Annotated in this window: 7 protein-coding genes; 4 read left to right on the forward strand and 3 right to left on the reverse strand. The window is 39.2% G+C overall.

Going from position 1 to position 15469, the window contains the following annotated elements:
- The first annotated feature begins 19 nt into the window (after window positions 1-19).
- The 4 genes from EWM59_RS13755 to EWM59_RS13770 all read left to right on the forward strand — a co-directional run bounded on the left by EWM59_RS13755 (window position 20) and on the right by EWM59_RS13770 (window position 9185).
- Window positions 20-2155: a heavy metal translocating P-type ATPase gene (locus EWM59_RS13755; protein ID WP_130021555.1), complete on the forward strand. Its 2136-nt coding sequence runs from the start codon at window positions 20-22 to the stop codon at window positions 2153-2155.
- Window positions 2156-2342: 187 nt separating this feature from the next.
- Complete coding sequence (locus EWM59_RS13760) at window positions 2343-3512, forward strand: Gfo/Idh/MocA family protein (RefSeq protein WP_130021556.1); 1170 nt, start codon at window positions 2343-2345, stop codon at window positions 3510-3512.
- 196 nt (window positions 3513-3708) lie between these two features.
- The gene (locus EWM59_RS13765; RefSeq protein ID WP_130021557.1) at window positions 3709-7014 is read left to right on the forward strand and encodes a hypothetical protein; all 3306 of its coding nucleotides are present in this window, start codon (window positions 3709-3711) and stop codon (window positions 7012-7014) included.
- 44 nt (window positions 7015-7058) lie between these two features.
- Window positions 7059-9185, forward strand: a complete 2127-nt coding sequence (locus tag EWM59_RS13770) for an outer membrane protein assembly factor BamB family protein (RefSeq protein WP_130021558.1) — start codon at window positions 7059-7061, stop codon at window positions 9183-9185.
- 57 nt (window positions 9186-9242) lie between these two features.
- Here EWM59_RS13770 and EWM59_RS13775 read toward each other — a convergent pair whose 3' ends face one another.
- The 3 genes from EWM59_RS13775 to EWM59_RS13785 form a co-directional block, all read right to left on the reverse strand.
- The gene (locus EWM59_RS13775) at window positions 9243-10949 is read right to left on the reverse strand and encodes a tail fiber domain-containing protein (RefSeq protein ID WP_165372177.1); all 1707 of its coding nucleotides are present in this window, start codon (window positions 10947-10949) and stop codon (window positions 9243-9245) included.
- A 256-nt stretch (window positions 10950-11205) separates the two neighbouring features.
- A complete protein-coding gene (locus EWM59_RS13780; protein ID WP_130021560.1) occupies window positions 11206-13260 on the reverse strand; it encodes a tail fiber domain-containing protein in 2055 nt (684 codons plus the stop codon).
- Window positions 13261-13342: 82 nt separating this feature from the next.
- Window positions 13343-15367 carry a tail fiber domain-containing protein gene (locus EWM59_RS13785; protein WP_130021561.1) on the reverse strand — a complete coding sequence of 675 codons (2025 nt, stop codon included), beginning with the start codon at window positions 15365-15367 and terminating at the stop codon, window positions 13343-13345.
- Between the last annotated feature and the right edge of the window lie 102 nt (window positions 15368-15469).

A 15469-nucleotide genomic window follows, 5' to 3' on the forward strand; every position in this document is an offset into this window, starting at 1 on the left:
TTTCTAAAATGATACATATATGAAACATGACCACGACCATGAACATCTGCATAAGCATCCACCGGGTGTCAATACAGACCCTAATCATGTGCATACTTATGATGAGCAAGGGCAAATGACTTGCTGTTCTTTGGAAGAGAAAATTTATACACAAGCCCATGCTAAAGATTTGCTGGTTCCGAAAGGAGCTGCAAAAAAAGCGCATAAAAATTATAGTGAATGTTGCGCTCATGAGGCAGAGCAGGAACATACACACGACCCTGAACATGACCACAATAATGAACATGGTGGAGCCGTAGGTTGGAAACAATACCTCCCTGCTATTATCAGCCTTGCTATGTTATTGGTGGGTATTGCATTAGATAATTATATTGTCAATAGTTTCTTTAATAGCTATATCCGATTGGCATGGTACCTGATTGCGTATTATCCGGTAGGTTTTCCGGTAATGCAAGAGGCGTGGGAGGCCATCAGACGAAAAGAAATTTTCACTGAATTTACCTTAATGGTAATGGCTACTATCGGTGCTTTTGTGATAGGCGAATACCCAGAGGGTGTGGCAGTAATGCTGTTCTATGCCGTGGGAGAATTATTCCAGAGTATGGCGGTGAACAGAGCTAAAAATAATATAAAAGCATTGCTTGATATTCGTCCTGCTTCGGCCAGTGTTTTAAGAAACAAAACCTATCAGGAAGTAAAACCTGAAGAAGTACAGATTGGCGAAACAATTCAGATTAAAGCAGGTGAAAAAGTACCATTAGATGGAGAAATGCTCAGTGAAAGCAGTAGTTTCAATACTGCCGCTCTTACAGGAGAAAGTAAACCTAAAACCATTATGAAAGGTGAGCCGGTACTGGCCGGAATGTTGAATCTGGAAAAAGTGATTGAGTTGAAAGTCAGCAAAAAGTTTGCTGACAGTTCTTTAGCCCGTATTCTTGACATGGTACAGAATGCCACCACAAGAAAAGCCAAAACCGAACTGCTCATTCGGAAATTTGCCAGAATATATACACCTGTTGTATTTTTTCTTGCATTAGCAGTAATTCTGTTCCCAGCGCTTTTTGTTGAAAATTATGTTTTCAATGATTGGCTGTACCGGGGGTTGATTTTCTTGGTTATATCATGCCCTTGTGCATTGGTCATTTCTATTCCTCTCGGTTATTTTGGTGGTATCGGAGCAGCCTCTCGCAATGGTATCCTGTTTAAAGGCTCCAATTACCTCGACCTCATAACCAAAGTAAATACAGTGGTAATGGACAAAACAGGTACCCTGACTAAAGGCGTATTCAAGGTACAGAACATGGTTACCGAAAACCTGAATAAAGAAGAATTTATAAAACTGGCAGCAGCACTGGAAAGTAAATCAACTCACCCGATAGCCAAGGCCATTGCCCAATATGCCTCTGGTAAAAAGACACTCTTGGTTTCCGATATTGAAGAGATTTCAGGGCATGGGCTAAAAGGGAATGTTGACGGCAAAGAAGTTCTGGCGGGTAATCTTAAATTGTTACAGAAATTCAGTATAGGCTACGATAAAGCATTAGAGCAAATTGTAGAAACAATTGTAGTAGTAGCTATTGATGGAAAATATGCAGGTTATATTATTATTGCAGATGAGATAAAAGAAGATGCCGTTGAGGCAATTAAACAATTGCATAAAAATGGAATAACCCAGACCATTATGCTCAGTGGTGATAAAACTTCTATTACCCAAAAAGTAGCTAAAACCATTGGTATTGATACAGCTTTCGGAGATTTATTACCGGAACATAAGGTAGAAAAAGTTGAAGAGTTACGGAAAGACCCAACAAAGGTAACTGCATTTGTAGGCGATGGTATTAATGATGCTCCTGTATTAGCACTCAGCGATGTAGGTATTGCAATGGGCGCAATGGGTAGCGATGCCGCCATTGAAACAGCCGATGTGGTGATTCAAACCGACCAGCCATCTAAAATTGCAACGGCTATCAGGATAGGTAAAGCCACAAAAAACATTGTTATTCAGAATATAGTACTGGCATTTGTGGTAAAGGTAATTGTACTGCTATTGGGTGCAGGCGGAGTAGCCACAATGTGGGAGGCAGTATTTGCCGATGTAGGCGTAGCCCTCTTAGCGATTCTCAACGCAGTCAGGGTTCAGCGAATGACATTTTAAAAATCTTAGGAGATTTAAACCCGAGGTAGTTCACAAACGAACTACCTCTTTTTCATTTATAGGAGTTCATCTCCTACAGTTTTGTAATACTTACACATAAAAATATAGCCTATTAGCTTCCACATCTTCTGCTAAAATTGTACATTTAGGTTCTTTAGTTGCATTCAGGCAATAAAACAACAAAATCATGCAGGAGACCCTATCCAGACAAAAGTTTCTTCAATATACTGCCGCTGCAGGAGCCGCCTTTCTACTCTCGTCTTTAGAAAGCTTTGCTGCTAAAAAAGAAGATAAAAAATTAAAAGTGGCTGTTATTGGTTGTGGCAATGTCAGCAACCGCTATTTACCTCAATTACTATCATCTCCGGTAATAGAAGTTGTGAGCCTGTGCGATATAAAGCCGCAAAGAGCCGTTGACCAGAATACCCAATATAAAGTCAATGCAAAAACCTACGGCAATATTGACGATATGCTGGCAGGTGTACCCTTTGATATGATGGTAACACTGACCGATATGCAGGCACATGGCGACCTGAACAAAAAAGCATTATTGGCAGGCAAGCACGTATGGAGCGAAAAACCGATGGCAAACACCTATGCCGAAGGAAAGGCATTGCTTGAATTAGCCAAAAGAAAGAAACTCCGAATCTGGGGAGCACCAGCAGTAGTGAACAGCCCTCAGTTTGCTTTTATGAGCAAAACCATTCAGGAGGGTAAATTGGGCAGAATTGCCTCTGCTCATGGTCAATACGGGCATACAGGCCCTACCTGGAGTGCTTTCTTTTATGAAAAAGGAGGCGGCAGTATGCCTGACCTTGGGGTATATAATATGGCTACCCTAACAGGTTTATTGGGTCCGGCCAGAAGTATAATGGCCATGACCAGCATTGTGAACCCAGAAAGAAATGTGGACGACAAAGGCAAAATAAAAGTAGAGGCAGAAGACAATGCCCATATATTGCTCGAACACGACAAAGGTATTATCTCACACGTGATGTGTGGGTTCAATTACTTTGACCCTCACGGACATGAAGCAGGAGCACAAAGCCTACATTCTATCCAGATTTTTGGAGACTATGGCAATATGCGTTTGATTGGCTATGACTGGGAAACCAATGGCGTTATATTAGATACCTCATGGACCGAACCTCCGTTATTAACAGCAACTGACAAAGGAGGTTATGAATGGCAGGAAGGGGCAAGAGTGGTAGGCGAAAGTCTGGTAAAAGGCATTGAACCCCGTATTAATGTAGAACACGCTTTGCACGTCTTAGAAATCATAGAGGCTGCGAGGAAATCTTCTGCTACCGGAATGAAAATTAAATTAACCAGCACCTTTAAATGGCCAATGGTTTGATGAATTTAGTGATTGAATGAATGAGCGATTGAGTAATTATTCTTAAAAGGGATTTACGCTTGCAATATGTAGTAATTTGTTTAGTCTTTAATTTCAAAAAAATAATCACTCAATCACTCAATCACTCAATAATTCCACACATATATAGTTAAATAGCAGAAAGTAAATTACTTTTGGATAAAAATGTTGCTTGCTTATGAAACACATACTTTTTTTTATATTTTCCTTTTTTAGCCTTACCACTTTTGCCCAGAGTTTAACTGAAGACCAGGTCAAAAAATACCTTGACGCCCTACAAAAAGAAACCATTATTTCAGAGTTTGGTAAAGATGGATTCCTGAAAGCCATAGCCAAAGACAACCCCGCCATCAAGCAACGTTTATCAGGAATACCCTTTGGCGGATTAAATAAACTTCCTGATTCCGTATTTAAATCAAGAGCAGCTATATTAGGGTATATAGGTCTTTTTGAAGTCATTCGTAATGTAGGCTCAGCAGCAGATGAGTTGGTTCAACTCCGTGAAATGGCTGAAAGAATCTTAGGTGAAAGTATGTATTTCAAGCCTGATATTGAAGGCGAAGTAAATGCCAAGAATCCTATTTCTTTTTTAGCTTTAGAACAGAACCTGAAACCCTCTAAAGAAAACTACCTGCTATTAGCCGATAAACTGAGAGCAATTCAACTGATAGATAAGAGAGTGTATGATGAATTGCTACAATGGCTCGAAAAAGACCGTATTAAACTCATTAACGATTTTGGATTCTTTATTTATGCCGCCAGACAAACCTGGTTTTACGATAATTATGCTGCTCAGAAAGCCCTTCAAATCAGTTTCATAGATAGTTTACAGGCAACAGGCATGTTAGCCAAAGAAAAGGCAGAAATGCTTAAAAATTCTTATACACCTTTTGAAATAAAAAGCAAAATAGACATCCTGTCTTTGTGCAACAATGTAGTGGTTATTCCGAATGAACAAGGGAATTTCACACGGGAAGAAATCTACAAGAATCTTTTCAGTGAAATAAAAAACAAACTACTGCCGGAGTTTGCCTTTAGCAATTTTTCAGTAAAAGAGATTAACAAAACTCAAACAAGCCCTTCGTTGAACGGACCAATGGGTCTGGGAATCAATAATCCTTTCAATAAAGACAAAAAATCTTATCGCCTGCAATATACGGTTGATGGTCTTAACTATGCGCAAAAAGCAGATACTGACTTTTCCTGGCTGAAATCCCTCAATAAAATTATTCCTCCAGATATACACATCGACTCTACTATTATCCAATCTTATGCAGTGGTTCTGTCACCGCTCATTGGAATTGCCATTAAAGATTTTCGATCAATCAATGATTATCTGATAGACAAAAAATCGAATAAAAGGCTCATTATTGTAGCCAATGATATAAACCCTTTAATCCCTGTCAGAGATGCAAGAAAAGCATTAGCACTGGTAGATAGTGTGCAAAGCCTTGCTTTTAAATCAGGTTTTCAGGATAATGCTTATGTAGGCATGCTATTGGGTTTAGAAAAACCGGATTTTTCGAAAAAATTCAGTCGGGAAAACCTTACTGCTATCATCAAAGACTTTCAGGAAAATGATATTTTGCCGGCTGACAACCAGGAATCCATAGAAAAAGCCATTGTTGATTTCAGATTTGAGTCTGAAAACAGAAGTAATGTCAAAAGAAGTCTTTTATTGAGTTTTCCGGCTATTATTGCCCAGACCGACTTTGACCAGAAAAATGAAACTGAAAAGATAAACGCATTTAAAACATTCATCGCTGAACTGACACGCGTTTCCCGTGGGCAATTTAAACCAGAAAAGGTTACTGATAATTTTGAAAACGAATTATCCAAAAGCATAGAAAAAGACCGCAATCTGGTAATGAGTTTCAGACTCAAAGATAAAAAATATGAGTACAAGCAAGAAATACCTAAAATTGACAAAGAACTAATAGAAGCGCAAAAAGGTCTGAAAAAAAACAACTATCTCGACTTTGATAATTTATATCTGAACGAATATCAAATCATTGAACTGATTAACGCAGCCTTGGAAGAAAACAAGATTGATGGTACTTTTTATAAAATCGCCAGAAATCCTAATTACCTTGATTATACAAACCGGAGCAATTACATTTTTCTGACTAAGAAACAGTACGATTACATTGAGAATAACCATCATGAGATATTCAGTGAGCCTGCTTCTGAAAACGCCTACCACTCTTATCAGTCGCAGATAGCGGCATTCAGTACAGAAGAATTTGCAGATGCATTGCAAAGAGAAAATATGCTGACCGAAGAAGCCAGAAAAACACTCGATTTGAAAAAAAGCAAAGAACCATCTGACATCTTGAAAGTAAGTTCTCAAGCGGTGCTGATTGATATGAACGAATTGACAGGCAAAAATGAAACTGAAGTTTATACCTATATTCTTAATAAATTCGGTGCTAAACTATTGCCTGATGCCAGATTTACAGAAATTAATTATAAAAAGGCCAGAGAATCATCTGAATCAAACGAATACGGTGAATATCGGGTATCATTAAAAATCAATGGTAAACCTTATGAGCAAACACTTTATGTTTCAATGCCCAAGTTAATTCAGAATGCCCTCGATTCGCTTAAAAATGAAAAATCTCAATATTTTCCGGGAATAGGTGAAAATCAGTTTAAAACCATAAATGATTATCTGACCGACACCGCCTCTCCGCATAGATTGGTTATTGTATGTGATTACCGAAGCCCGATGCTTTCATTTGTGCTATTTGATAGTACACAGGCAAATCTGGTTGCAGAAACACTACCCAATAATTATGTTGATTTTGGCATGTATGACCGTGAGTTCAGTCGTGATAGCTTGCAGAATACACTTTTTGAATTTGGCCGCTTAGGATTTATTGAGCCAATGAATGAAGCACAGAAAGAAGATTTCATTCTGAAATTCCGACGTTCACCTGTTTCAAGCAAATTATTGCTCGAAACGCTTCCAAAAGTTATTGCGAAAAGCAATATGTGGGAGTTAGACTATTATAGAGATGTCTATAAAGCATTGATTGATTCACTAAAAACCATAGCCAAAGGACAATTTAATCCGCTGAAAATAGAAGACAATTTTCAGAAAATGCTAAAAAAAGGCGAAAACAACGACAGAACCTTCAAGTATAGTTTCGAACTGAACAATAAAAAATATAGCGAAAGTCAGTTTATCAAAGGTATTCCTAAGACAAAAAATAAAGACAACCAGCCAGAGTACGATTATTTTGAGTTTGATACAGCCAAGCTGATTGAATTAGTAAATAAATCTTTAGCAGAGCAAAATTCTGACCATACCTTTTATGAATTATCGGGTAGTGATGACGACGAACTCACAGGGCCTCAGTTTATTTTCTTATCAGCCAAACAATATCGCTGGATAAAAATAAAGTACCCTGAGATTTTTGAAAACTACGAAGACACCCGAATGTATGATTCTGATAAAATAGAAGATACAAATAAAAATTAGGCACTAACTATATTGTCTATTAAACATAACACTTATTACGACCTATGAAAAAAAGCCTTTCTATTGCCCTGCTATCGCTGGGTATTTTTCTGGTTGCCGCAGCCATTCAAAAAAATTATACGCCCGATAACGAAAATTATACCGAATGGAATGAATATCTGGGAGGTCCTGACCGGAATCATTACACCACCTTAGACCAGATTAAACCTGAGAATGTTCAGAACCTGAAAGTAGCCTGGAGCTATGCAACGCCTGACTCGGGACAAATGCAGGTAAATCCCATTATCGTTGATGGCGTATTGTATGGTGTAACTTCATCAGTACAGGCTTTTGCTTTAGATGCTGCTACTGGTAAGGAAATCTGGCGATTTGGTGATAAACTAAAAAACTTTGCCAGTACCAGCCGTGGGGTTGCCTACTGGAGCAATGGCGATGACAAAAGAATTTTGCACACCATAGGCGAATATTTGTACGCAATTGATGCTACCACAGGAAAATCAATTCCCTCATTCGGCGACAATGGTCGGGTAGATTTGCACACAGGTTTGCCTGAAATAGCCCGAAAGAAATTTATTATTTCCAATACGCCAGGAACTGTCTTTGAAGATTTGATAGTAATGCCTGTAAGGCTCTCGGAAGGGGCTGATGCCGCACCGGGAGACATCAGAGCGTTTAATGTAAAAACAGGAAAACTGGCATGGACTTTCCATACCATCCCCTACCCTAACGAACCCGGTTATAATACCTGGCCGAAAGAAGCGTATAAAAATACAGAAGTAGGTGCGGCCAATAACTGGGCGGGAATGGCGGTTGACAGAAAACGAGGCATAATCTATGTTCCGACGGGTTCGGCAGGATATGATTTTTATGGTGGCAAGCGCGTGGGTAAAAACCTGTATGCCAATTGCCTTTTAGCCCTGAATGCCAGGACTGGTAAACTGCTCTGGCATTTCCAGACTACGCATCATGATTTGTGGGACAGAGATTTGCCAGCCCCACCCAACCTGATTACGGTTAAGCATAATGGTAAAATGGTAGATGCAGTAGCACAGACAAGCAAACAGGGATATGTGTATCTGTTCGACAGAGTAACCGGAAAACCTTTGTTCCCGATTCAGGAAATTCCGGCACCTAAGTCAGACCTTGCCGGAGAAGTTGCCTGGCCTACCCAGCCCGTTCCAACCAAACCTGCTCCCTATGCTCGTCAGGCACATACCTTAACGGAAAACGACATCAGTCCCTATGCCGAAGACCGTGAGGAATTATTGAAAAAATTCAGAACTTATAAACGAAACAGATTTGCTGCGCCAAGTAAAGAAGGTACGGTTATACTACCCGGCTTTGATGGTGGTGCCGAATGGGGAGGTGCTGCTGCCGACCCAAAAGAAGGCATTTTATATGTGAACAGCAATGAAATGGCATGGATACTAACCATGAAAGAAACCCCTAAACAAGACGTATTGGCAGGACTTAGCACCGGTGAACGAATTTATGCCACTTCTTGTGTGGCTTGCCACGGAGCAGATAGAAAAGGTAACAGCAAGAGTGGTTATCCTACTTTAATAGACATAGAAAAACGTCGGGATAAGGCTTTTGTAACACAGATTATCAGTAGTGGTAAAGGCATGATGCCCGGATTTACTACCCTAAGTGCCTCAGAAAAACAGGCGGTTGTGGCCTTTTTGTTTGGTGAAGAAAAGAAAGAGGTAGGTGCATCTAATAACGCAGGATTTAAGAACCCTTATCTGCCTTATGTAAGCACAGGATACAATAAGTTTTTAGACAGCAAAGGCTTACCTGCCATTTCGCCTCCGTGGGGTACTTTAAATGCAATTGATTTGAATACGGGTGAATATCTCTGGAAAATTCCTTTCGGCGAATATGAATCCTTAACCAAAAAAGGGATTCCAACTACTGGTTCAGAAAATTATGGTGGCCCTGTTGTAACAGCCAATGGCTTATTGTTTATTGCAGCAACGAAAGACGAAAAATTCAGGGTATTTAATAAACGAACAGGTGCATTATTGTGGGAGACCAAACTTCCTGCGGCGGCTTTTGCCACTCCGGCAACTTATCAGGTTAACGGAAAACAATATATTGTACTTGCTTGCGGTGGAACCAAACTGGGGGCAAAAAAAGGCAATCAATATGTAGCATTTGCTTTACCTTAAAATTATTAAGGTGCCCTCCGCTTAGCGCAGGGCATCTTAATAATTTTACCTAATGTCTTATTTCTTAGATTCGTTTGAAATAACGTTACCGTTACTACTGGCAGCCAATGTATTTTTTATTTCTCTTACCTCAGCCTGAAGGCTTTGGTTTTCTTTAATTAACTTCTCAATCATGGCTTGTTGCTCCTGCATGGCTTTAATCATGGGTGCCATCAGGTCGTTATATCTTACAGCCAGATAACCATTATCATCTTTTTTCAGCAATCCCATATTGTCTTTTCTGAAATCAACTAAAGTTTGCTCTAAATCTTGTGCAATTAAGCCCATTTCAACACTTTTAGATTTATCATTTTTACGCACATACTGTACAGGTTTCAAAGATTTAATAAAATCTATTCCTAATGGAAGTGATTGAATCTGCTCTTTCCATCTTTTATCAGAAGTAACTGTCCAAGCTACCTGTATCTCAGCATCAGTGATAGCATTATTTCCCATACGTATCTGGTTGTTGCCTGATGCAATCGGAACATTAGCACTTGAACCAATTATTATATTATTAGAACCCGAAGTAAGGTTTGAACCTGCACTATTACCAATGGTGATATTCTGACTACCCGAATTAATATTTCCGCCTGAATAGCTTCCTACAGAGGTATTTGAGTTACCTGTGGTAACACTTGATAAGCTATAATGTCCTAATGCTGTATTAGCTGCCCCTTGAAAATTTGCATGTAAAGTATAACTTCCAACACCTACGTTGTTTAGAGCTAAAGCATTTGAATATAGAGCCTGAAATCCAACTGCTATATTATTTTGCCCGCTAGTATTGAGAAACATAGCCTGACTACCCACCACAGTATTATAAGTACCGCTGTTATTTGCAGCAATGGTACTTCCTCTTAAGGCCTGATAACCAACAGCTGTATTGAAGCCACTTGACTCAGATGCACTACTATATCCATAAGCCATAGCAGATGACCCTACAACCGTATTATAATGTTGTGCTACACTACCTGTCATAGCTCCGGTTCCAATCGCCACATTATTTTTTCCTATCTTGTTATCCTCCATTGACTGATAGCCACTAGCCGTATTATTATGACCTGATGTATTATTAAACATAGAATAATATCCAACAGCTGTATTGGCGGCTCCACCCGTATTGTAGTAAAGTGCCCGGCTTCCGATCGCAGTATTATAAGAACTTCCGTTACTGAAGTATAAAGTCTTACTACCAACAGAGGTATTGTCATGTCCTCCGTCATTAGAATATAAGGCCCATGCTCCCAAAGCCGCATTATCAACTCCTGTTTTGTTTGCAAATAAAACATAACGCCCAACCCCTACATTGTCGGCAGCAGTAGTAGCGGCATTGAGTGCGTATTCTCCAATACCAACAATTCCTATTCCAGTGGTAACATTCATCAAACTATTATAGCCAATTCCGGTATTACCTTGCCCTGTTGAATTATTAGTCAGTGCCTGACTACCCACAGCAGTATTCCGACTTCCTGAGGAGTTATCAAAAAGAGCAGATAACCCAATGGCAACGTTCTGGCTTCCGTTAGCATTGGTAGATTTTAATGCCTGAGAACCCAGAGCAGTATTTGTCTGATTGACATTAGGGTTTATATTTTTTCCGACTATACCTAAAGGTGAAATTGTAATGCCACCATTTACAGCTTCTTCTACATACACTTGAGCCTGTAATTGCCCACAGGCCAAAAAACATAAAAGACTAAAGACAGATAAAAGATTTTTCATGGTCATTATTTTTGGTAAAATTTGAACGGATTTATTTTATAATAAAAATACCTATCAAAGAAACACGAACTATAAAAATGGCAATAAATCTGACTTTTTTTTTACTAAATGGTAAAATAATCGTACCCTTGTCAACCAACAACTAACCTTACAATATATACGCAAAACAAAAAACAGCAGTAAGCAATGGCTTACTACTGTCTGACTATTCAATTTAACCCAATTAATTTGTGTCTTTACTGGGGTTCAATTGACACTATTTTTCTGCGTTTGTTCCGTTTTTTGGCTCATTACTGATTGACGCTAAAATTTGGTTTACCTGTACCATTCGGTTCTGTAAACTTCTGTTTTCCAGTGTTAGTTTTTCAATCATTGCCTGCTGTTCTTGCAAAGCTTTAATTATGGGTGCTAACAGGTCATTATAACGTACTGATAAAAAACCTGCTTCATCTTTTTTTAATAAACCCAGATTTTTTAATCCTGTCTCATCTAATGTCCGTTCCAGGTCCTGAGCTATCAATCCCAATTCAACACTTCTTAACTTGTCATTTTTACGTACATATTCCACAGGTTTCAATGATTTGATAAAGTCAATGCCTAATTTGAGTGGTTGAATATTCTCTTTCCATCTTTTGTCCGAAGTAATAGTCCAGGCAACCTGTATGCCTGCAAAACCAATATCCTGATTTCCTAACCTGATCTGGTCATCTGCAAAATTTGACGGCAGGAGTGCTCCATTGCCAATAGCAATATTATTTGATCCTGTACTGAGGCCAGACCCTGCACTATTACCAATCACTACATTATTGCTGCCTGTACTTATGCTATTGCCCGCATAACTTCCAACAGCTGTATTGTTACTACCATTGGTTACATTCTCTAAAGCAGTATGGCCGAGTGCCGTATTTGAATTACCGAAACTATTGGCATGCAGCGTATTATAACCCATTGCTATATTATTAATACCGACAGTATTGGCAATTAAGGATTCATAACCAACAGCCACATTATTCTGTCCGTTAGTATTGTTATACAAAGCTTTGAATCCCAAACCCATATTATTCACACCGGCATTATTGGAAAATAAAGCTAAATTGCCAATAGCTACATTATTTTCTCCGATTGTATTGGCATTCAGACTTCTATACCCTACTGCAACATTATTATCTCCTTTAGTATTAGCTGACAATGACTCAAATCCAATTCCTACATTATTACTGCCAGTTTCATTCAAATACAGGGCTTTGCCTCCTACGCCAACATTATAACCTCCTGATGAATTACTAAACATAACATTACTTCCTAAAGCAGTATTATAGATTCCTGTGTTTGACACTATATTTCCTCTTAGAGCAGAATATCCCACTGCGGTATTATATCCGTCTTGTGGATTTGTTCCACTATACTCGCTCGACATAGCAAAGGCACCGATGGCCGTATCAAAACTTCTCGCACGGCTGTTGTACAATGCTGCTATACCAATTGCTACATTATAAGTTCCTGTCTGATTATAGAACATTGAATGATAGCCGTTGGCAGTATTATTACTACCATAAGAATTATTATGTAAGGACTGATACCCCATAGCTGTATTTGCGGAACCTTGAATATTTAACTGCATGGATTTGCTTCCGACAACCGTATTAAAAACACTTATCCCACTATTGCTAAGTGTGTGGCTTCCAATAGCAGTATTATTTGAACCCATATTATTATTCCTTAAAGAATTTTCACCAATAGCCACATTATCCGACCCACCGGTGTCTGCAAACTGGCTATATCTCCCTATGGCTATATTAAATGCTCCTGTGGCCATATTATACATGGCTTGCTCTCCGATTGCTATCAGATAATTAGCTTGGGTCGATTTAAGCAAAGCATCTTTCCCGATACCAACATTCCCACTTCCTGAGATATTACCAAAAAGTGCATTCCTGCCTATTGCAGTATTCTGTTGCCCCGAAACATTATTAAATAATGAAGAAACTCCAATAGCGGTATTTCCGGGGCCTGTTGTATTACTGGTTAATGCCTGTGTACCTACTGCGGTATTTCCGGAAGCAGAGATATTTGAGAAAAGCGCTGAAAGTCCGATAGCCACATTAAGTGCCCCGGTATTATTTGATTTAAGGGACTGAGCACCTAAAGAGGTATTTGTATCATTCCCTCCGGGATTACCGTTTTTACCTCTGATCCCCTTTGGAGAAATAGTTATTGACCCATCATTTACTTCTTCTATATATATCTGTGCCAGTGAGTTTCCGGAAACAAAAAGGCAATAGAATGCCATTGCAAAGAATAGTCTTTTCATGTTTTGATTTGCCTGAAATGTGTATAATAAATAGATTTTTATGCGTTGCAAAGCATATAATTAGGAAGAAAACCTCCGGATTTTACCTAACGACCGATTCTGTCTTAGGTTCTGTTTTTACTCTTGTCTTATTGTTACTTCCGGTAATTGCATTTTTTATTTCTTTCACCTCTGCCCTGAGGTTATAGTTGTCTTCTGTCAATTTATTAATCATTACCTGTTGCTCTTGCATGGCTTTAATTATGGGTGCCAATAAATCGTTGTAACGTACAGATAAATAACCATTATCGTCTTTTTTCAGAAGTCCCATATTCTTTCTGCCAAAATCGTTCAGCGTTTGTTCCAGATCCTGTGCAATTAAGCCCATTTCCGTACTTTTCGATTTATCCTTGCCTCTGACATACTGAACAGGTTTCAGAGAGTTGATAAAGTCCATGCCCAATTGCAAAGGTTGAATCTGCTCTTTCCATCTTCTGTCTGAGGTAATTGTCCAGGCTACTTGTATGCCTGCAAAACCAATATCCTGATTTCCTAATCTTATCTGGTCATTGCCTGCATTTAAAGGCAATAAAGCGCCATTTCCTATCGCTATATTATTAGAACCCGTAGTAAGACCACTACCTGCGCTATTCCCGATAACCACATTATTTGAACCAGAAGTAATACTATTGCCCGCATAGCTCCCGACGGCAGTATTAGAACTACCATTCGTAACAAGAGTCAGAGCCGTATGCCCAAGTGCAGTATTTGAGCTACCGAAATTATTGGCACGCAAACTCTGGTAGCCCATAGCTACATTATTAATTCCAACTGTATTGGCAAGTAATGATTCGTAACCAACTGCTACATTGTTTTCGCCATTCGTATTAGCCGTTAAGGTTTTAAACCCTAAAGCTACGTTATTTACCCCTATACCATTTGACAGAAGCGCCTGAGTACCCAGTGCCGTATTATACTCTCCGCTGGTATTATTGGCTAATGCCGCATAACCAATACCTATGTTATGATTGCCTGAAGTATTTAATTTTAAAGACCAGTGTCCTACGCCCACATTATGGCTACCTAATATATTTGCTTGTAAGGCTTCATAACCAACAGCTACGTTATTGTTTCCATTCAGGTTGGTAGTCAGCGCATTGGCACCTACTGCTACGTTGTTACTTCCGGTTGTATTCTGGGTCATGGCATTACCACCTATAGCCGTATTATTAGCCCCTGAATTATTAGAATCCTCACTCCCGCCTCTCAGGGCTTCAAAACCCACTGCCGTATTATAAGTAGAACTAGGAGTAGCTATTCTATAGGTATTTGCCATTGCATAGGCTCCAACAGCGGTATTAAAACTACTTGATACATTCCCTTCCATTGCCGTATAACCCAATGCTACATTATAGGTTCCGGTAGTATTACTATGCATGGCTTGAAACCCGGTAGCCGTATTGAAACTACCACGATTCAATCGCAAAGCGTCATTTCCCAGTGCGGTATTGGCATTTCCAATAATGTTGCTAAACAGCGCATCTACTCCTATAGCCAGATTTTGTTGTGCATCAGTGCTGTTGGTCATCGCATTTGCCCCAATAGCAATATTACGAAACCCTGACGTTAAAGAAAATAAAGCTCTGTCACCAATACCTATCTGACCAACTGAGGAGGTAATTTTTGTTAACGCATTAGTTCCGATACCAATATTGCCGATTCCGTCTGTCACATTTAATAATGCCTTACTACCCACCGCAACATTTCCTATGCCTCTGGTACTTTCAAATAATGCTTGATTACCAATAGCTACATTATCAAGGCTCGTAAGGCTATTTTTTAATGCCTGACTACCCACCGCAGTATTTCTACTACCAGAGGTATTGGCAAAAAGTGCTGATAAACCTATGGCTACGTTGAGGCTGCCATTGGCATTGGTTGATTTGAGTGCTTGTGCACCTAAAGAGGTATTGGTGTCATTGCCACCGGGGTTTCCGTTTTTACCCCTGATACCCTGCGGAGAAATAGTTACAGACCCATTCGTGACCTCCTCAATGTAAATCTGTGCGAAGGTGTTTTCTGTAAAAAAAAGGCAATAGCATGCCAATGTAAAGAATAGTCTTTTCATGGTTTTTAATTTGCACTAAGAAGTGTATTATGTGTTGATTGTTGTTTACTTACGAAGCAAAAGTATAAACAATACCAAAAAGTAGGGAAGAAAATCTCCGAA

It is taken from the genome of Emticicia agri (genome assembly GCF_004168285.1).
In the GTDB taxonomy this organism is placed as follows: Bacteria; Bacteroidota; Bacteroidia; order Cytophagales; family Spirosomataceae; genus Emticicia; species Emticicia agri.

Bases quoted from the DNA above. Each gene is read 5' to 3' on its own strand.
- EWM59_RS13755 (WP_130021555.1), top strand. From the start codon at position 20: ATGAAACATGACCACGACCATGAACATCTGCATAAGCATCCACCGGGT.
- EWM59_RS13760 (WP_130021556.1), top strand. From the start codon at position 2,343: ATGCAGGAGACCCTATCCAGACAAAAGTTTCTTCAATATACTGCCGCT.
- EWM59_RS13765 (WP_130021557.1), top strand. From the start codon at position 3,709: ATGAAACACATACTTTTTTTTATATTTTCCTTTTTTAGCCTTACCACT.
- EWM59_RS13770 (WP_130021558.1), top strand. From the start codon at position 7,059: ATGAAAAAAAGCCTTTCTATTGCCCTGCTATCGCTGGGTATTTTTCTG.
- EWM59_RS13775 (WP_165372177.1), bottom strand. From the start codon at position 10,949: ATGAAAAATCTTTTATCTGTCTTTAGTCTTTTATGTTTTTTGGCCTGT.
- EWM59_RS13780 (WP_130021560.1), bottom strand. From the start codon at position 13,260: ATGAAAAGACTATTCTTTGCAATGGCATTCTATTGCCTTTTTGTTTCC.
- EWM59_RS13785 (WP_130021561.1), bottom strand. From the start codon at position 15,367: ATGAAAAGACTATTCTTTACATTGGCATGCTATTGCCTTTTTTTTACA.